Below are 17,352 nucleotides of genomic sequence, written 5' to 3'. Positions count from 1 at the left end.
ACCGGCAGGTTTTACTGGGGCAAGACCTCGAGGGTGGCAGTGTAAGACAGGTTGCGGGTCTTGGCTTGTTTTACGCTGGTGTTGTCGTCGCTGTGCTCGATGTGCAGCCAGTATTGGCCGGCTTGCGGCCAGGTGATTTCAATCTCGCCACTTTCGTTGCTTTTGACGAGGATTTCTTCGACCTGATTACGGTAGCGCTGTGCGCCGCGCACCACTTCTACATCAATATTTTGGGCAGGCTGGCCGTCAAGCAAAACAATAAAGTTGGCGGTTTCACCGGCATACAGGTCGTTGGGGTGGGTTAGCGGACGCAGGCTCAGGCCCTTGTCGTCGGCTTTAATGGTTGTGGGTTTGTCGCGGGTGACAAAGGTCTCGATGCGGCCATGGCGCTGCGTGACGCGCAGGTCTTCGGCGTTGGCCGGAACTTCGGCTGCGAGTTTCTCGGGGCTGCCCATCCAGCGTTTGTTTTTGCCGTCTTCTTTCCAGAAGGCGGCCAGGCCGGCGTTGACAATGGCCAACTGATAGGTGCCGGGCTCGGTCAGTTCAACATCAAAGCCGCTGCGCATCTGGCCCGTAAAGGTATTTTGGGCCTGTACCGACTGGCCGCTGGGGCTGGTAATGTGCAAATTTCCCAGTTGCAAGGGGCGGTAGTTAACATGAAATTTGTCGTTGCTGACGGCGGCGTCAACGGTAACCCAGGCCTTGTCACCTGACAGTACGGTAGACGAGGGCAGCAGCCAGAAATCGTGAGCGTTTGCGGCAGGAGCGGTCAGGGTGGCCGCCAGCAGCGACAGGGCGAGCAGTTTCTTCATAAGACGGTCTCTTCCAAAGGGTGAATTGCGTTAAGGGTTGGCGTGCAAGGCGACAGCGCCCAGTTCGTGTTTGCCCTCAGTGGCCTGATGCTGTGCCACTGTGGGTGGCCAGGCCAGCGGCAGCCGGATCAGCTCGCGGCCGCCTTTTTCGCGAGAGGCCTCGACAACGACCTCGTACTGGCCAGGGGGCAGGTCTTTGAGCGCGGCGGCTGTGGCCGGCACATTAATGGTGTGGTCGCCCACCGGGCGGGTTGCGCCGGTGACGGCATCGTCGGGTTCGCCTTGGGTGCGACCGCTGATGCGCCACCATTGGCGCAGGTCTTTCAGCCATTTTTTGCCTTCACCATCGGCCTTTTTGTTTTCGTACCAAACGGCAATGTCGCGAACGACTTTGCGGTTGTCGCCCTCTAGCCAGACCGCGACATAAGGGCGGTGGTATTCGGCGGTGTCAATTTTGGGCAGGGTGATATTCAGTGCCAGGTCGGCCGCTACGCTGTGCCCGCCCATCAGCGAGGTCAGCAAAATAGCGGTGGTGGCGGCGGTTTTAACAGGAAGTGCCATGATTACGGGTCTCTGGGTCAGGGGCTTTGGGTTTGCGTTGGGTCGGTTAAAACCGGGTTGTTGGTTGTTGGTTGTTGGTGTGTTGTGTAGGGCATGGGGCATTAGGCGGCTTGCTGTCAGTGCACCAGAAGCAGCATAAGCAGTACCGGAATGACCACACCGGCGCTGGTGACGGGCCAGGTCATGGGGCGGTTCTTGCCATGGATCTTCAGCAGCACCAGTCCGGTAATGGCAAAGACCAGGCAGGCGACGGCCAGTATGTCTATAAACCAGCGCCAGGCTATCCCGCTATGGCGCCCTTTGTGCAGGTCGTTCAGGTAGGCAATCGCGCCGCGGTGTATCCGTTCGTATTCCAGGTCTCCGGTGGCCAGGTCAATGGCCAGCCAGGCATCGCCGCCGGGCTCGGGCAGCGACACATACACTTCGTCGGCCGACACTTCGGCCGGTCGCCCGGCAATACGAATGCCCAGCGCCTGGTCAAGCCAGTTTTCGAGGTTGGCCGGTAAAACGGGGTGGCCGACAGGCGGCGACGTTGCGCCCGACGCGTGTGCTTCAGCGACGGTATTTGCCCACGACTGCAAATCGTTGTGCATGTCGGTGGGTAGTACCAGTTCGCGCTGCGTGGTTTTGGCGTTGCCTTCGAATAAAGCCGCGTTGTTCAGGGTGACCCCGGTAATTGAAAACAGGATCAGGCCGGCCAGGCTGATGGCGGCACTGACCCAGTGCCACTGGTGCATGGTTTTCATCCAGGCGTTTTTGCTGCGGGGCTTGCTGCTGGCGACGGCGTTCATTTAATTCAAAAACAGGCGCCCAAGGCGCAGTAGGTGGGTTCGGGTGATGTAATGCAGCCGCTTTTAACGGCAATGCAGTCGCGTCAACATAAGGTTGCGCCCTGCGTTTTACCTGTTGTATTAACTGGCACCGATTATATATTAAATAAGAATGGTTATCATCACTATTATTATTGAGATTGGGTGTGATGAGCCATCAATCGTTATCTTCTGGATGTTGTCGGCGTGACTTCGCCTGTAACCGGCGTATGGGCGCGTGTGGCAGGCCTGCATCGATGTCGAGCGTTGGTTTGAGGTGCAGATCGTGGGGCGGGGCTGACCCAGATTGGGGCGTTTTAGTGCTGCAGGCCGGCAAATTGGCGCTCGGGCGTGGTCTGCTCTCTGTAAGGCTATTGTGGCAAGCGATGTGGCACAGATATTGCTTAATAGCTTTCACGAAGTCTTCAAACTTCGTGTGTAGTATGGCTAATGAGAGAGAGCCTCGCGCTCACACAGCCGCTTCGGCGTGTTGTGTGAGCGCTTTTTTTGAACTTTTTTCTGTGGCCGGTGGTCATATTGGTAACCGCGTTAGCACTCGGCCGCACAGAGTGCTAATATAAAAGTTACCTATTCCAAGGATCAGGACTGCACACCAAAATGACGAACCCATCGCAATCTTTGGCACTGTCTAATACAGCGTTAACAGCGGCCATCTCGAACCCCGGTGCACTAGGCACTATCGAGGCCTATATTGCAGCGGTTAATCGTTTGCCCGTGCTTTCTGCCGAGCAAGAAACTGAATTGGGCAAGCGTTTGCGCGATGCGGCCGACCTCGACGCCGCGCGCGAGCTTATTTTGTCGCACCTGCGTCTGGTCGTGTCCATTTCGCGCCAGTACCTGGGCTATGGCCTTGCACATGCCGACCTCATCCAGGAAGGCAATATCGGCCTGATGAAGGCGGTCAAACGTTTCGACCCCGACCGCGGCGTGCGGCTGGTGTCGTTTGCCGTGCACTGGATCAAAGCCGAAATCCACGAATACATCGTGCGCAACTGGCGTATGGTCAAAATCGCCACCACCAAGGCCCAGCGCAAGCTGTTCTTTAATTTGCGCAGAATGCGCCCCGACGGCCAAACGCTCGATCCGGCCCAGGTCGATGCCATTGCGCGCGAACTTAATGTGCGTCCCGAAGACGTCAGCGAGATGGAAGTCCGTCTGACGGGGCGCGAACTGGCCCTCGAAGCGCCGCAAGACGACGAAGATGCTTTCGCCCCTGTTTCGTACTTGTCTGACGACGGCATGCAAGAACCTTCTAACGTGCTAGAGCGCCGTGCGGCCGATGCGCTGCAAGGCCCAGGGCTGGGCAAGGCCCTTGAAATGCTTGATGCCCGTTCCCGACGCATTGTCGAGGCCCGCTGGCTGCAAGACGACGGCGGCGCAACGCTGCACGAACTGGCGGCCGAATACGGCGTTTCAGCCGAGCGTATCCGCCAGATCGAGGCGGCAGCCTTCAAAAAAATGCGCGCTGCATTGGCAGGTTAAATGCGCAGGCCATTGCCCGGCCGGTTTAAGGGCCGGGTGCTGTGCCCGACATGGGCCAAGTAGCTGCCTTTGCGTAGATACAAAAAAATACATTTTCATCGGGTGTTTGACTGAACCAAATGCCGGTCGTAAGGCCTAAACCTTATAAGACATTGTTGACATTCACCTCGTTGTGTCCAGTGTCTTGTGACCGCTTCTGCTTCTCTCAATCCCCTCCCTTCTGAAGCGGGTTTTTAGCGGGACGCCAACCTCGGCGTCCCCTTTTTTATGCCCGCGCCTCGGCGGTGGTTACGGGCGTTTTGATTGTTTGGGGATGAGTCGGGTAGGCGGCGCTGGGAATTACAACAATGCTTTTATGTCGGCCGCCAGTTGGTCGGCCGGGGCTGTGGCGTTGACCAGAACACGTGCTTGACCGCTTTTGTCGAACAAATAGAAAGACGCCGTGTGGTCCATGGTGTAGGTGTTGTTGCTGCGGTCGGGCACTTTGGCATAAAACGCTTTAAACGAGCGTGCCGTTTCTTTTAGCTGATCTGCTGTCCCGGTCAGCCCGGCAAAGCCGGGGTTGAAGGCTTTGACGTAGTTGGCCAATATTTCGGGCGTGTCGCGCTCGGGGTCGACGCTGACCATAATGACCTGAACGTCGCTGGCCTGATCGCCCAGCAACGACAACGATTGTGAGATATGTGCCAGCGCAGTGGGACAAACATCGGGGCAATGCGTAAACCCGAAGAACACCACGAGCGCTTTACCTTTGTAGTCGGCCAGGGTACGAGGCTGGCCTGTATGGTCGACCATGTTCAGGTCGCTGCCCAGGCCGGTGCCCGAGATGTCGGACCCATGAAACTGAGGTTTCGGGTCGGGGCCGCAGGCCGCCAGCAATGTGGTCAACCCCAGGGCGCCTGCCAGCTTAAGTAACGAGCGTCGATTGAATGTGGTGGTCGTCATTACAGCAGTAGTACCCAGTGGTCGATAAGCAGCGCCAGGAACAACAGCGACAAGTACAAAATCGAGAAACGAAACAGTTTGCGCGACAGGGTATCGGAATAGTTGCGATACAGTTGCCATGCATACCAGACAAACAGCCCGCTAAGCACAGCGGCACAGGCCAGATAAATGAGGCCGCTCATGCGGATCATGAAGGGCAACATGGTGGCTGCAAATAAAACCAGGCTGTACAAGAAAATGTGCAGCAACGTAAATTGCTGGCCGTGTGTGACGGGCAGCATGGGCAGGCCCGATTCGGCGTAGTCGGTGTTGCGGTAAAGCGCCAGCGCCCAGAAGTGCGGGGGTGTCCAGATAAAAATAATCAGCACCAGCACCCAGGCTTCGGCCGGCACCGAATTGGCCACTGCCGCCCAACCCAGAGCGGGCGGCATGGCGCCCGACAACCCGCCAATGACAATGTTTTGTGGCGTGAGCGGTTTAAGAATAATGGTGTAAATAATGGCATAGCCCACAAACGTGGCAAAGGTCAGCCACATGGTTAGCGGGTTGACCCAGTGGTACAGCACCAGCATGCCGACACCACCCAAAATACCCGACAGCACCAGCACCTGCAGGTTGGTAATCGTGCCCTGCGCCGTTGCCCGCCGCGCCGTGCGTTGCATTTTGGCGTCGACTTCTTGTTCGATAAGGCAGTTGATGGCAAAGGCGGCAGCGGCCAGCAACCAGATGCCGATGGTGCCGGCGACCACGGGTTGCCAGGGCGGCAACCCCGGGCTGGCCAGGAACATGCCGATAATGGCGCAAAACACCGCCAGTTGCGTAACCCGGGGCTTGGTTAATACCCAGTATTGCCGCCACAGGCCGGACGAAGGAAGGGATGATGCAGTACTCATGACGCTATTGTAGTCTGACGGGTGGCCGCCAGACGAACCAGCAAGGTTGTGCTGAACAGAACCAGCCCGGCGGCGCCGCCGTTGTGCAGCACGGCAATCAGCAAGGGCCACTCGAAGAAAATAGTGGTCAGGCCGGTAAACAATTGTGCCAGCAGCAATAGCAAAATGGCCGTGGCCGGGGTGCGCAGGCCGGGTTCCTGGCGTAATTTAAGCGCCAGCAGGCCCATATAAACAAACACTACAAAAGCAAAGTTACGGTGTACCCAATGAATAGCGGTCAGGGCCTGTTGCGAAATCATCTCGCCCGAGGGTAGCTCACCCAATGCGCGAATGAGCGAGAAGCCGCCGTGCAGGTCCATAGGCGGTACCCATTGCCCATTGCAGGTAGGGAAGTCCATACACGCCAGCGCTGCATAATTGGTGCTGACCCAGCCGCCCAGTGCAATCTGGGCGAATATCAAAATGAAGCCGGCGACCATCCAGGGGTGCCAGCGCGCCGCGGCTGACGAGATCGGAGGATGTGATTTTTCGCGCGCGGCCAGCCAGGTCATCAGTGCCAGAAGCGTCATGCCGCCCAATAGATGGATGGTAACAATAATAGGCATGAGCTTGAGCGTGACCGTCCAGGCGCCGAACGCCCCTTGAATGCACACGGCAACCAGGGTGACGATAGCCAGGCGCGGTGTGTTGCCCAGCACTTTGCGGTGCCGCCAGGCCATGATCACGATAAAAATGATCAGCAAGCCTAACAGCGCGCCCACGTAACGGTGGATCATTTCGATCCAGGCTTTGGGAAAACTGACCGGGCCATAGGGCATAGCCTCGACGGCTGCACGAATGTGGTCGGACGCGCCAATGGGCGTGACTTTGCCGTAGCAGCCGGGCCAGTCGGGGCAACCCAAGCCAGAGTCGGTCAGGCGCACGAAGGCGCCAAACATGATCAGGTCAAGGGTTAAAAACCAGGTGAAGAAAACCAGCTTGCGGTAGCGGGTTTTGATGGCGTCGATCATGATTAACCAATGCGCGAGTTGTAGATCAGTTTGCTGATGTCTTTACGTACACGAGGGCCTCGTTCTTGCGGCGCGGTACCGTCGTCGGGCGGGAACTCGAGCATAAGGTTGCCCAGGGGGTCGATCACCCACATGGGCTGTGCCAGGGTTTCGGCGACCGATGCCCCGGCAGATGTGACGGTGTTGGTGGGCAGGTAGGTGGCCAGTTTTGCAGGGTCTGCCCGCACGAACACAGTACCGACGTAGGCGTCTTGCACAATTTGCGGGATCTCGGCGTTGTCGGTGATGAACCAGATGCGCGTGACGCGATCGACGTTTTTGCCCTGGCTGGCATGAGAGTTGCGCAAGATAAACAGCTTTTCGACGCAGGATTCGGGGCAGGCGCCTTGGTCGGCCGTAGCCAGCACCCATTTGCCGTGCAGGCTGGCCAGGTCGAAGGGCTTGCCGTCGAGCGTCGTCAGGCCAAGCTGTTCGGCCGGTGGTGTGGGCCGCTGGGGGTTAACCAGTTGCCCGTAATTGCTGGTTTCGCCTGGGCGCAGGCCCAGTGCCGGTACGTAGTAAGCCAGCAGCGCAAACACGATGGGCGCCATGCACAATACAACGATCCAGATCAGGGGCTGGATAGAGCGCTTGGGCGCAGCCTTGGGTGACGATTCGGGGGTAGTGCTAACCACGGGGTAATCCTTTTGTCATGCGTTAGGGCAGCGTTATACGTGCCGGCGCCACGCGCGCAAAGTACGCCAGGCAATAACCAGCCAGGCGCCAAGTGCGATAGCGGCAAATGCAAACCATTGAATGGCATAACCCCGGTTCTTGTCGGCGTCGACCGACGGGGTGGGCCAGTTCTGAATAAGAGGGGTGCCGTCTTCTAGTGAAGCGGCGGAGGTTTGTTGCAGTACAGCCGGCACCAATTTTAAGCCAGTTACGGTTTCGACGTCGGCCAGGTCGAGATTCTGGACTTCGGGTGGCTTGGCCGGCCCGGTGGTGCCCGACGACAATACGGTAAGGGCGTTGTTATCGGCGCCGGACAGCTCGAACATCCGTGGGACACGGTCGCGCAGGCTGCCGGTAATGGTGTGGATGCCGGGGGGCGCTTCGAGCGGTGGCAGTGCGCTGCCGGCGCCCAGCGGACGAGGAATCCAGCCTCGCAGCACCAGCAGTGCCTTTGCGCCTGGCTCAGGCAGATGGGCGTCTTGGCCGATTAGCATCGGCGTGGCCACCCAATAACCAGGACGCCCTTCGTGGTTACGATTGGCCAGCAGTATGGTGTAGCGGTTCAGCCACTGCCCCGTTGCCGTGGCAGGGCGCCAGTTGGCCATTTGTGCCACCGGCGTGTTGGCCCCCAGAGCCAGCGGCGGTTGCGCCTGCCCAGCGGTAATGTTGGCCAATAGGGCTTCGCGTTCGGCGGCACGGCCCAGTTGCCAACGGCCCAGCGAGCCGCACACAACGGCAACCACCGCGAGTACGACCAGGGCGGAAACGATACGAAAAGAAAAGGGGGATTGGGCCATGTCTGCGATAATTATAGTTTCTTCAAAGGGGGCAGCGCATGCGCATTATTGTGATTCTGGCGTTTCTGGGCATTATTGCCAGCCTGGCGTCGGCCTTTTTGTATCTTATGCGTGACAAAGGCGGCAGCAATCGTACCGTTAACGCCCTTACCGTACGTATCGGCTTGTCTATTGCCTTGTTTTTGTTTGTTTTGTTCGCCAACTATATGGGCTGGATTCAAAGCACGGGCTTTGGTTTGCGGCCGCAGTAAACCATGTGTGGCACAAGCGGCAGTATGCTGCAGGGGCGGCTTCGTGTTGCTTGTTGCGGGTAAGTTGCAGCAAAGGCGTGTTTAAGTTTGCCGCCATAAAAAAACCGGCGCACTGCAAGGCAGGCTGCCGGTTTTTTTGTGCCCGGGCGTTGAGCCCGGGCTATGGCCATACTTAGAACCAGTAAACGAACAGGTACAAGCCCAGCCATACAACGTCAACAAAGTGCCAGTACCAAGCCGCACCTTCGAAGCCGAAGTGCTGGTCTGCCGTGAAGTGGCCTTTCATGACGCGGAAGAAAATGACCAGCAGCATCGTAGCGCCCAGAATAACGTGGAAGCCGTGGAAGCCGGTGAGCATGTAGAACAGCGAACCGTAGGCGCCCGAGTCGAAGCGCAGGTTGAGGTCGGCATAGGCGTGCATGTATTCGTAAGCCTGAACGCCCACGAAGATGAAGCCCAGAATGATGGTGGCTGCCAGCCAGAACGCTGTTTTGCCGCGATGATTGGCGCGGATGGCGTGGTGGGCGATAGTGAGGGTAAGGCCCGAGGTAAGCAGCAATGCCGTGTTGATGGTAGGCAGCCAGAAGGGGCCGACCGTTTGGAAGGCTTCTACGACGCCTGCAGGGCCCATGTTAGGCCAGGTGGCCGAAAAGTTGGGCCACAGCATGTTTTGGTGGTCGATGTTGGCCAGCCAAGGCGTGGTGATTTCGCGGGTGTACCACAGCGAACCAAAGAACGCGGCAAAGAACATGACCTCGGAGAAAATGAACCAGGCCATGCTCCAGCGGTACGAGTGGTCGACGCGCTGGCTGTTAAGACCGCCTTCGGATTCGCGGATAGCGTCGCCGAACCAGCCCCACAAAACAACAAACAGCATTAACAAGCCCGCGCCAACCAGCCAGGGGGCGAAGGAAATGCTGTTAACCCACAACGCCGCGCCGATCAGGACGATCAGCAGGGCGACACTGGCACGCACCGGGTGTGCGGAATCGGCTGGCACGTAGTAGTAAGGCGCCTTGTTGCCGGTTGCCGAGTGACTTGCACTCATGGTGTTCTCCTACGAATTATTGGATTTTGTACAAATACGTTAAACGGCCTGAGCGACGAACCATTGTGCCACCATAACCAAGCCCACCACAAACAAAACTGTGCCGAGAACGGCCGCAATAATAAGGTGGACCGGGTTGAGTTTGGCGATGTCTTCGGTGTAACCCTTGCCCTTCCGTACGCCCAGGAACCCCCAAAGTACCGCTTTGAGGGTCTGGAAGAAATTAAGCTTGCGTTGCGAAAGTTCGCGGATGTCGTTGGTCATGCCGATACCTTAGTTGAAATGTTAGCCAATGCCGCCGCGGACAATAACCCAGCCCATGATCGCGAAGACGATGGCGGCGAGGATCAGCCCGGTAATACGGTTGCGGCGGCGTTGTTCTGGTGTCATTTCGAACCTTTGATTACTTGACTACAGGCGGAGTTTCGAAGGTGTGGAACGGTGCAGGCGAAGGCACTGTCCATTCAAGGCCTTCGGCACCATCCCAGGGCTTGGCAGAAGCGACTTCGCCACGGCCCGAGTAAGCCTTGAGCACAACGTAGACGAAGATTAACTGCGACAGACCGAACCAGAAGGCGCCGATGGTGGCGATTTGGTGGAAATCGGTGAACTGCGCGGCGTAGTCGGCGTAGCGGCGGGGCATACCAGCCAAGCCCAGGAAGTGCATGGGGAAGAAGGTGACGTTGAAGGAAATCATTGTCATCCAGAAGTGCCATTTACCCAGGCGCTCGTCGTACATGCGGCCTGTCCATTTGGGCAGCCAGTAGTAGGCGCCGCCGAACAAGGCAAACAGCGAACCGGCAACCAGCACGTAGTGGAAGTGAGCCACAACGTAGTAGGTGTCGTGCACGGCGATGTCGATAGGTGCTACGGCAAGAATAAGACCGGTGAAGCCGCCCAACGTAAACACGAAGATGAAGCCCACCGAGAACAGCATGGGGGTTTCGAAAGTCATGGAGCCGCGCCACATGGTGGCCACCCAGTTGAAGATTTTGACGCCGGTAGGCACCGAAATAAGCATGGTGGCGTACATGAAGTACAACTGGCCGGTAACAGGCATGCCTGTGGTGAACATGTGGTGTGCCCAGACCAGGAACGACAGGATCGCAATAGCGGCCGTAGCGTAAACCATTGAGGCATAACCGAACAGCGGCTTGCGGGCAAAGGCAGGCACAATAGCCGACACAATACCGAATGCCGGCAGGATCATGATGTAGACCTCGGGGTGACCGAAGAACCAGAACACGTGCTGGTACAGAACGGGGTCACCACCTGCGGCAGCGTTGAAGAACGCGGTGCCGAAGTGACGGTCGGTGAGCAGCATGGTGACGGCAGCGGCCAGTACGGGCATTACGGCGATAAGCAGGTAAGCCGTAATCAGCCATGTCCAGCAGAACAGCGGCATTTTCATCAGGGTCATGCCAGGTGCGCGCATGTTCAGGATGGTAACCACAATGTTGATGGCGCCCATGATGGACGACGCACCCAAAATGTGGACGCCGAAAATGGCAAGGTCCATACCCATACCCATTTGCAGGGTCAGCGGTGCGTACATTGTCCAGCCGGCCGCCATTGCGCCGCCAGGCACGAAGAACGATGTCGTAAACAGAATGGCGCCGACGGGCAACAGCCAGAAGCTGAAGTTGTTCATGCGGGCGAAAGCCATGTCGGATGCGCCGATTTGCAGCGGGATCATCCAGTTGGCGAAGCCTACGAACGCCGGCATGATGGCACCAAACACCATAATGATGCCGTGCATGGTGGTGAACTGATTGAACAGCTCGGGCTGGAAGAACTGCAGGCCGGGCGAGAACAATTCGGTACGCAGCAACAGGGCCAGCGTGCCGCCCTCGAGCAGCATGATGAACGAGAAGATGAGGTACATCGTCCCGATGTCTTTGTGGTTGGTGGCGAACAGCCAGCGACGCCACCCGTGCGGGGCGCCGTGGGCGTGGTCATCGTGCCCGTGGGCGTGATCGGCAGTAACACTGCTCATGATGGACTCCTTCCTACTTTTCCCGGGGCAGCGCGGCCACCCCGGCAGAAAAACTTGTGAACTTGATTACACGTGCCAACAAGGGTTAGCGCAATGCCGTAACTTGTGAAGGCTGGACGACAGGGTCTTGGCCTTTACCCGCGTTGCCCCAGGCATTGCGGATGTAGGTGCTGACTGCAGCGATTTCTACGTCGTTGAACTGGTCGCGGAAAGCGGCCATGGCCGTGCCGTTGACACCGTTCAATACCGTAAGAATTTGCGCTTTGGCCGGGCCCATGACAACAGCGCTGCCGTCGAGTGCAGGGAATGCCGGGGGGTTGCCCTTGCCGGTAGCCTGGTGACACGCTACGCAAGCGGCGGTGTAGACTTTTTCGCCACGAGCGATGAGCTCTTCTTTGGTCCATTCTTTGGTGGGGTCGTCGGCAGCGCTGGCCAGCGCTTTTTGCTGCTCGGCGGCCCATTTGTCGAAGTCTTCTTGAGAGACGACGTCGACAACGATAGGCATGTAGGCGTGGTCTTTACCGCAAAGTTCGGCGCATTGGCCGCGGTACGTACCGATTTTATCGGCACGGAACCAGGTATCGCGCAGGAAGCCGGGGATCGCATCTTGCTTGACGCCCAGTTCGGGCACCATCCAGGAGTGAATGACGTCGCCGGCGGTAAGCACGATACGCACTTTTTTGCCTACAGGCACAACCAGCGGGTTATCGACTTCCATCAGGTAGAACTCGCCGGGAGCTTCTTTGCCCATGCGCTGAGCCATGGGGGTGGTGAGGTTCGACATGAACTCTACGCCCTGGGCTGCGCCGTCGAGGTATTCGTAGCCCCACTTCCATTGGTAACCGGTAACCTTGACGGTGACGTCGGCGCTGGAAGTGTCTTTCATGGCGACGACCGTGCGGGTTGCAGGCAGGGCCATACCGATAACGATGAGGAAGGGGACGACTGTCCAGGCAACTTCGACACCCACGTGTTCGTGGAACTTGGCCGGTACAGCGCCACGCGCCTTGCGGTGCTTGAAAACGGAGTAGAACATGACCCCGAAAACACCAATGAAAATGACTGTACAGATGATGAGCATCATCCAGTGCAGCCATGCAATGTCGTTGGCGATTTGTGTGACCCCAGGGGTGAGGTTAAGCTGGTTAACCTTTGGCCCCCCGGGCATATCTGCAACCTGTGCACCAGCAATGCCTGCGAACAGCAAAGCCCCGGCGCCCAGTACCCCTCTCAACTTCATCATGCTGACCTCGAAATACGGTGTGCGTTCGCCCGTTGGCAACTTTAATTAATAGGCCGTTAATTAATTGGCCTGCGGCGAGTGCACAATTATCAGATGGCAGGCGCGTAGAACCACGGCCTATGAAAACACCTGCCCCATTGAATTGCTCTTAAACCGCGGAATTATAACGAACCTGCGCAAGTCGTGGGGTAATTGCGGCGGCTTACACTACAATCGCGTCATGAATCTTACCCCGTCATCGTCATTTCTTGCAGCCCTGACGACCCGGTTTCAGGCCCTGCAGCAACGCATACAGCAGCTGCCGCCTGCAGGTGCGCGCCCCCTTACCGTCGCCGGCCGGGTTTCTGGCTGGGTTACGGCGCGCGCAACCCTTGCGCTGGCGGGCTTGCCGGGTGTGGCCATTACCCCCGAAGCCGTCCACATACATGCCTTGGCCGCGCGGGGTTTGCCCCTGAACCAGGTGCTCGAAACCGTTGCACATACCTTAAAAGATGCGGGCTGTTTACGGGGTTGGCGTAACGAGCTGCTCGATGTGGTGGGCGAAGGCCAGGTGCTGGGGGTTATAGAACGCGCCGCCCTGCGTCCGCTGGGGTTGCTGACGCGCGCCGTTCACCTTAACGCCTGGACGCCAGACGGCCGGTTATGGGTGGCTCGCAGGTCGGCCACTAAAACGACAGACCCCGACATGCTTGACACGCTGGTTGGCGGGTTGGCAGGCGCCGGAGAGTCGCTCGATACGGCATTGCTGCGCGAAAGCTATGAAGAGGCGGGCCTGGCGCCTCAGGTGTTGGGCGGGCGTACGCCGGTTCGCGTCATTACTCGTATGAACCGTCATTTGCCCGAGGGATATCAGGTCGAAGACGCGCTGGTCAGCGAGTGCGTGCTTGATGCTGAGGTCAGACCGGTCAACCAAGATGGCGAGGTGAGTGAAATCATGGCGCTCGACATCGAAGACGTCTGGGCCCGCATTTTGGCCGATGAGTTCACCCTTGAGGCCGAGCTGGTGGTGCTCGACAGCCTGATGGCGCGTTTGCGTACATAACGGGTGACAAGGTGCTTTCTTGCTTGCGGCCGCGATGCGTTGCTGTACGCTATGGCATTCTTGCCCTGCCGTACGGCATTCTGCGTAAAATGGTTTCAGTTGGGCGCCACAGGCGTTGTTTTACCGGGTTTAACTCACGGGCATCACTACTTATAGCAGGGGGCATCATGACGAATACCAATCCTTTTGTATTGCCGGGTTTTGGGCAATCGGGCGACATGGCGCAAAACCCCATGATGGCCAGTATGGAAATGATGCGACAGGCCTGGCAAAACCTGGCGGGTGCCGGGGCCGGCGCGCTGAGCGCGGGTACGGTTGCCGCCCCGCCCATGAGTCTCGAAGAGCTGGATCGCCGCATTACCGAATTGCGTACGGTCGAAAACTGGCTGCGCATGAACTTGTCAATGCTGGGCAGCACTATTCAGGGGATGGAAGTGCAACGCGCCACCATCGCCACCCTGAAGTCGTTTGTGTCGCCTGCGGCGGCCGGCAACGACGATGCCCCTTCGGCCCTCGAGGTCGCACTGGGGCTGAAACCTTCCGGGCAAGCCAAAATCAAGCCGGCATCCGAGGCCCCGCGTGCCGACACTGCCGGTGCGGCGTCCTCCGATCCGGTAACCAGCGGGTCGGGCGACAACTGGTGGAATATGCTTCAGCAGCAGTTCGACACCCTGGCTTCGGCAACGGCGGCCAGCATGAAAAATGCCGAAAGTGCCGTGAGTGCCGCAACCCAGGCGGCAACCGATGCGGCGACGAAGGCGTCAACCTCGTCCAGCGTTTCTTCCGGCTTGGCCGCCATGGCGGCGGCTTCGCCTGCTGCAGGCGCACCCAAACCGCGTGCCGCCCGCAAATCCGCATCTGCAAAAAAAACCACCGCCTCTGGTCGTGCCGCGCCGCGCAAGCGTGCAGCACGCACCAAGGCTTCATCCTGATCTCTCTTATTCGTAACGTTACATGCTGAATATTGTTATTTTGGCGGCCGGCCTGGGCAAGCGCATGCAGTCCAGCCTGCCTAAAGTGCTGCATCCCATTGCCGGTAAACCGATGTTGGCCCATGTGCTTGGGCAGGCCCGGTTGCTGGGCCCCAAGCGTATTATTGTGGTGGTCGGGCATGGCGCCGACGCGGTCAAGGCGGCCTTTGCCGACCAGGCCGACCTTGATTTTGTCTTGCAAAGCCCGCAACAGGGTACAGGCCATGCGGTGATGCAGGCCGTGCCGCTGCTAGACGACGATGCCCAAAGCGCCACCCTGGTACTTTATGGCGATGTGCCGCTGGTGCAGGCCGATACGCTGCACAAGTTGTTGGCCGCGCGCGGCCAAGGCATGGCGGTGCTGACCGAAAACCTGCCCGACCCATCGGGTTATGGCCGTATTGTGCGCGACGCTGCCGGTCAGGTGCAGCGCATTGTCGAACATAAAGATGCCTCGCCCCAAGAGCTTGCCATTACCGAAGTAAACACCGGTATTGTGGTGGCGCCGACCGTGCAACTTAAGCGCTGGCTGTCGCAGCTAAAAAACGATAACGCCCAGGGCGAATACTACTTAACCGATATTGTGGGCTTTTCGGTGGCCGACAACGTGCCGGTGGGTGCCGCACACCCGTCAGCCGCCTGGGAAACCCTCGGCGTCAACAGCCGCGTGCAGCAGGCCCAGCTCGAACGTATCTGGCAGGCCGAGCAGGCGCGCCGCTTGCTCGAGCAAGGCGTGACGTTGGCCGATCCGGCGCGCTTCGATGTGCGCGGTACGCTTCAGTGCGGTCGCGATGTTTTCATCGATGTCGGCTGTGTGTTCGAGGGCGATGTTGTTTTGGAAGACGGGGTACAGGTGGGCCCGCACTGCGTTGTGCGCCAGGCCCATATTGCCGCAGGGACCCGTATCGATGCCTTTAGCCACATCGACGACGCGCGTGTCGGCAGCCAGGCGCGTGTGGGCCCATACGCGCGGTTGCGCCCCGGGGCCGATATCGGCAACGACGCCCATGTAGGTAATTTTGTCGAAATCAAGAAAAGCCGGCTGGGCCAAGGCTCGAAAGCCAATCATCTGGCCTATATTGGCGACGCCCAGGTGGGCGATCGCGTCAATATCGGTGCCGGTACCATTACTTGCAATTATGACGGCGTCAACAAGTTTCAAACCATCATCGAAGACGATGCCTTTATCGGGTCTGATACGCAGTTGGTTGCGCCGGTGCGGGTGGGTAAGGGCGCCACGTTGGGCGCAGGTACAACCCTAACCAAAGATGCGCCGGCCGGGCAGTTAACCTTGTCGCGTAGCAAGCAGGCGTCGGTGCCCGGGTGGCAGCGCCCCGTCAAAAAGTCCTGAGGTCCGATTGTCTGTAACTGATCCGGTCGACACCTCGGCATCGCCGGCCGCAACACCCGACGGTTTGCCCATGCCCCGTCGGTTGTGGGCAATTATGACCCTGATGGTCAGCCTGGCCATTGCTTCGCTCGATGTCACCATGGCCAATGTGGCCCTGCCGGCCATTGCGGCCGACCTGAACATCGCGCCGCGCCTGGTTGTGTGGGTGATGATTGCCTACAGCGTTACCATTTTGGTGACCTTGCTGCCGTTGTCGGCGCTGGCCGAGCGGGTTGGGTTCCGGCGTATGTTTGTGGTGGGTATTACGCTGTTCATGTTTTGGGCCGTGGCGGTTGCGTTTTCCAACTCATTCACGATGTTGCTCACGGCGCGGGTCATTCAGGCTATTGGTACCTCAATGCTCATGTGCCTGTTTGGCGGGCTGGTGCGCAATATTTACCCCAGTCGTCAGTTGGGCTTTGGCGTCAGCCTGAACGCCCTGATGGTTTCCGTTATGGCGGTACTTGGGCCGACCATTGGTGCATTCATCATCGAGTGGTCTTCGTGGCACTGGATGTTTTTAATGTATGTGCCGTTGTGTTTGGCCACATATTTTGGCGTCCGGTTCTTGCCCGATGTGCCGCGTACGGTGCGCCCATTCGATTGGCTGGCGTGCGTGCTTAGCGCGCTGGCGTTTGGTCTGTTCGTCATCGGGCTCGACATGCTGGTGTCGTCTGTGCTGTGGGCCGTCATTTTTCTTGTTGTGGCAGGAGTGTCTGCCTGGTTGTTGTACCGGCATTCGCGCGAGCAAGAGGCCCCTGTCGTGCCGCTGGACTTGTTACGCATCAAGCCCGTTGCGTTTGCCGTAGGGGCGTCGGCAACGTTGTTTGCCGCGCATATGGCGGCGTTTGTGGCCTTGCCGTTTTATCTCATCAACATCATGCAGTACAGCTATGCGCATGTGGGCGTGCTAATGGGGGGCTGGGCCATCGGGTCGGCCATCATGGCGCCTGTTGCCGGTTATTTGTCCGACCGCTTCCAGGTGGCCATACTGTGTATCATCGGGGCCGGGCTGGCGGCCGTTGGTATGTTCTGGATCGTCCTTTTGCCGTCTGGTACCAGCCTGTTCTGGGGCTGGGTGCCCATGCTGGTCGGGGGTTTGGGGTTTGGCTTCTTCCAGTCGCCCAATAATCGGGCCTTGCTGTCTGGTGCGCCGCGCCGCCGAAGCGGTGCGGCGGGTGGCTTGCAGGCCACCACACGCGTGTTTGGCCAAAGTGTTGGTACGGCCCTGGCGGCCTTGTCGTTTCACTTCGGCGGGCCGGTGGGGGCTACTGTGGCGTTGGCAGTGGGGGTTGTGCTGGCGCTGGGCGCAGTGGGTATCAATGTGGCGCGTTATTTCAGTCGTGCGCCCGACTTGTCTTTGTAGC

General features: G+C 58.6%; 19 protein-coding genes. 6 read left to right on the top strand and 13 right to left on the bottom strand.

The genetic code is table 11. The features are described 5' to 3' along the window. Positions 1 to 11: 11 nt before the first annotated feature. From GTU67_RS08770 to GTU67_RS08760, 3 genes are all read right to left on the bottom strand, one after another. On the bottom strand, positions 12 to 812 hold the full coding sequence (locus GTU67_RS08770; RefSeq protein ID WP_185779702.1) for a DUF4198 domain-containing protein: 801 nt from the start codon (positions 810 to 812) through the stop codon (positions 12 to 14). Between the two features lie 30 nt (positions 813 to 842). Continuing rightward, complete coding sequence (locus GTU67_RS08765) at positions 843 to 1,373, bottom strand: DUF2271 domain-containing protein (RefSeq protein WP_185779701.1); 531 nt, start codon at positions 1,371 to 1,373, stop codon at positions 843 to 845. Between the two features lie 116 nt (positions 1,374 to 1,489). Beyond that, on the bottom strand, positions 1,490 to 2,164 hold the full coding sequence (locus GTU67_RS08760) for a PepSY-associated TM helix domain-containing protein (RefSeq protein ID WP_185779700.1): 675 nt from the start codon (positions 2,162 to 2,164) through the stop codon (positions 1,490 to 1,492). 636 nt (positions 2,165 to 2,800) lie between these two features. Here GTU67_RS08760 and rpoH point away from each other — a divergent pair. Beyond that, complete coding sequence (gene rpoH / locus GTU67_RS08755; protein WP_185779699.1) at positions 2,801 to 3,685, top strand: RNA polymerase sigma factor RpoH; 885 nt, start codon at positions 2,801 to 2,803, stop codon at positions 3,683 to 3,685. Between the two features lie 339 nt (positions 3,686 to 4,024). Here rpoH and GTU67_RS08750 read toward each other — a convergent pair whose 3' ends face one another. The 5 genes from GTU67_RS08750 to GTU67_RS08730 all read right to left on the bottom strand — a co-directional run bounded on the left by GTU67_RS08750 (position 4,025) and on the right by GTU67_RS08730 (position 8,044). Next, on the bottom strand, positions 4,025 to 4,630 hold the full coding sequence (locus tag GTU67_RS08750) for an SCO family protein (protein WP_185779698.1): 606 nt from the start codon (positions 4,628 to 4,630) through the stop codon (positions 4,025 to 4,027). Continuing rightward, complete coding sequence (cyoE, locus tag GTU67_RS08745) at positions 4,630 to 5,523, bottom strand: heme o synthase (RefSeq protein ID WP_185779697.1); 894 nt, start codon at positions 5,521 to 5,523, stop codon at positions 4,630 to 4,632. Before cyoE ends, GTU67_RS08750 begins: the two co-directional genes overlap by 1 nt. Further along, a complete protein-coding gene (locus GTU67_RS08740) occupies positions 5,520 to 6,530 on the bottom strand; it encodes a COX15/CtaA family protein (protein WP_185779735.1) in 1,011 nt (336 codons plus the stop codon). Before GTU67_RS08740 ends, cyoE begins: the two co-directional genes overlap by 4 nt. A gap of 5 nt (positions 6,531 to 6,535) precedes the next feature. Continuing rightward, the gene (locus tag GTU67_RS08735; RefSeq protein ID WP_249417657.1) at positions 6,536 to 7,123 is read right to left on the bottom strand and encodes an SCO family protein; all 588 of its coding nucleotides are present in this window, start codon (positions 7,121 to 7,123) and stop codon (positions 6,536 to 6,538) included. A gap of 117 nt (positions 7,124 to 7,240) precedes the next feature. Then, complete coding sequence (locus tag GTU67_RS08730; RefSeq protein WP_185779696.1) at positions 7,241 to 8,044, bottom strand: SURF1 family protein; 804 nt, start codon at positions 8,042 to 8,044, stop codon at positions 7,241 to 7,243. 38 nt (positions 8,045 to 8,082) lie between these two features. Between GTU67_RS08730 and GTU67_RS08725 the strand changes: the two genes are divergently transcribed. Then, entirely contained in the window at positions 8,083 to 8,295 is a 213-nt protein-coding gene (locus GTU67_RS08725; RefSeq protein ID WP_185779695.1) for a twin transmembrane helix small protein, read from the top strand. A gap of 172 nt (positions 8,296 to 8,467) precedes the next feature. Here the strand turns inward: GTU67_RS08725 and GTU67_RS08720 are convergent, their stop codons facing one another. The 5 genes from GTU67_RS08720 to coxB all read right to left on the bottom strand — a co-directional run bounded on the left by GTU67_RS08720 (position 8,468) and on the right by coxB (position 12,582). Further along, on the bottom strand, positions 8,468 to 9,343 hold the full coding sequence (locus tag GTU67_RS08720; RefSeq protein WP_185779694.1) for a cytochrome c oxidase subunit 3: 876 nt from the start codon (positions 9,341 to 9,343) through the stop codon (positions 8,468 to 8,470). A 39-nt stretch (positions 9,344 to 9,382) separates the two neighbouring features. Further along, positions 9,383 to 9,607: a DUF2970 domain-containing protein gene (locus tag GTU67_RS08715; protein ID WP_185779693.1), complete on the bottom strand. Its 225-nt coding sequence runs from the start codon at positions 9,605 to 9,607 to the stop codon at positions 9,383 to 9,385. A 21-nt stretch (positions 9,608 to 9,628) separates the two neighbouring features. Further along, a complete protein-coding gene (locus tag GTU67_RS15215; protein WP_216820796.1) occupies positions 9,629 to 9,733 on the bottom strand; it encodes a cytochrome oxidase small assembly protein in 105 nt (34 codons plus the stop codon). Positions 9,734 to 9,746: 13 nt separating this feature from the next. After that, entirely contained in the window at positions 9,747 to 11,339 is a 1,593-nt protein-coding gene (gene ctaD, locus GTU67_RS08710; protein ID WP_185779692.1) for a cytochrome c oxidase subunit I, read from the bottom strand. A gap of 85 nt (positions 11,340 to 11,424) precedes the next feature. Next, positions 11,425 to 12,582 carry a cytochrome c oxidase subunit II gene (gene coxB / locus GTU67_RS08705; protein WP_185779691.1) on the bottom strand — a complete coding sequence of 386 codons (1,158 nt, stop codon included), beginning with the start codon at positions 12,580 to 12,582 and terminating at the stop codon, positions 11,425 to 11,427. 220 nt (positions 12,583 to 12,802) lie between these two features. Between coxB and GTU67_RS08700 the strand changes: the two genes are divergently transcribed. From GTU67_RS08700 to GTU67_RS08685, 4 genes are all read left to right on the top strand, one after another. Continuing rightward, entirely contained in the window at positions 12,803 to 13,624 is an 822-nt protein-coding gene (locus GTU67_RS08700) for an NUDIX hydrolase (RefSeq protein WP_185779690.1), read from the top strand. A 167-nt stretch (positions 13,625 to 13,791) separates the two neighbouring features. Next, positions 13,792 to 14,556 (top strand): PhaM family polyhydroxyalkanoate granule multifunctional regulatory protein, encoded by a 765-nt coding sequence (locus tag GTU67_RS08695; protein ID WP_185779689.1) that lies wholly within the window; start codon positions 13,792 to 13,794, stop codon positions 14,554 to 14,556. A gap of 22 nt (positions 14,557 to 14,578) precedes the next feature. After that, positions 14,579 to 15,946 carry a bifunctional UDP-N-acetylglucosamine diphosphorylase/glucosamine-1-phosphate N-acetyltransferase GlmU gene (gene glmU, locus GTU67_RS08690; RefSeq protein ID WP_185779688.1) on the top strand — a complete coding sequence of 456 codons (1,368 nt, stop codon included), beginning with the start codon at positions 14,579 to 14,581 and terminating at the stop codon, positions 15,944 to 15,946. A 70-nt stretch (positions 15,947 to 16,016) separates the two neighbouring features. Next, positions 16,017 to 17,351, top strand: a complete 1,335-nt coding sequence (locus tag GTU67_RS08685) for an MFS transporter (protein WP_185779733.1) — start codon at positions 16,017 to 16,019, stop codon at positions 17,349 to 17,351. Position 17,352 lies beyond the last annotated feature (1 nt).

The organism is Pusillimonas minor (genome assembly GCF_014237865.1).
Classification (GTDB): Bacteria; Pseudomonadota; Gammaproteobacteria; order Burkholderiales; family Burkholderiaceae_B; genus Neopusillimonas; species Neopusillimonas minor.
Note: the sequence above shows the minus strand (reverse complement) of the source record. Positions and strands in the feature narration are given on the sequence as shown.

Coding starts and splice junctions, on each gene's coding strand:
- GTU67_RS08720 (WP_185779694.1), bottom strand. CDS start 9,343: ATGAGTGCAAGTCACTCGGCAACCGGCAACAAGGCGCCTTACTACTAC.
- coxB (WP_185779691.1), bottom strand. CDS start 12,582: ATGATGAAGTTGAGAGGGGTACTGGGCGCCGGGGCTTTGCTGTTCGCA.
- GTU67_RS08765 (WP_185779701.1), bottom strand. CDS start 1,373: ATGGCACTTCCTGTTAAAACCGCCGCCACCACCGCTATTTTGCTGACC.
- GTU67_RS08715 (WP_185779693.1), bottom strand. CDS start 9,607: ATGACCAACGACATCCGCGAACTTTCGCAACGCAAGCTTAATTTCTTC.
- GTU67_RS08730 (WP_185779696.1), bottom strand. CDS start 8,044: ATGGCCCAATCCCCCTTTTCTTTTCGTATCGTTTCCGCCCTGGTCGTA.
- GTU67_RS08695 (WP_185779689.1), top strand. CDS start 13,792: ATGACGAATACCAATCCTTTTGTATTGCCGGGTTTTGGGCAATCGGGC.
- glmU (WP_185779688.1), top strand. CDS start 14,579: ATGCTGAATATTGTTATTTTGGCGGCCGGCCTGGGCAAGCGCATGCAG.
- GTU67_RS08700 (WP_185779690.1), top strand. CDS start 12,803: ATGAATCTTACCCCGTCATCGTCATTTCTTGCAGCCCTGACGACCCGG.
- GTU67_RS08725 (WP_185779695.1), top strand. CDS start 8,083: ATGCGCATTATTGTGATTCTGGCGTTTCTGGGCATTATTGCCAGCCTG.
- GTU67_RS08735 (WP_249417657.1), bottom strand. CDS start 7,123: ATGGCGCCCATCGTGTTTGCGCTGCTGGCTTACTACGTACCGGCACTG.
- GTU67_RS08760 (WP_185779700.1), bottom strand. CDS start 2,164: ATGAACGCCGTCGCCAGCAGCAAGCCCCGCAGCAAAAACGCCTGGATG.
- GTU67_RS08770 (WP_185779702.1), bottom strand. CDS start 812: ATGAAGAAACTGCTCGCCCTGTCGCTGCTGGCGGCCACCCTGACCGCT.
- GTU67_RS08685 (WP_185779733.1), top strand. CDS start 16,017: ATGCCCCGTCGGTTGTGGGCAATTATGACCCTGATGGTCAGCCTGGCC.
- rpoH (WP_185779699.1), top strand. CDS start 2,801: ATGACGAACCCATCGCAATCTTTGGCACTGTCTAATACAGCGTTAACA.
- GTU67_RS15215 (WP_216820796.1), bottom strand. CDS start 9,733: ATGACACCAGAACAACGCCGCCGCAACCGTATTACCGGGCTGATCCTC.
- GTU67_RS08750 (WP_185779698.1), bottom strand. CDS start 4,630: ATGACGACCACCACATTCAATCGACGCTCGTTACTTAAGCTGGCAGGC.
- cyoE (WP_185779697.1), bottom strand. CDS start 5,523: ATGAGTACTGCATCATCCCTTCCTTCGTCCGGCCTGTGGCGGCAATAC.
- ctaD (WP_185779692.1), bottom strand. CDS start 11,339: ATGAGCAGTGTTACTGCCGATCACGCCCACGGGCACGATGACCACGCC.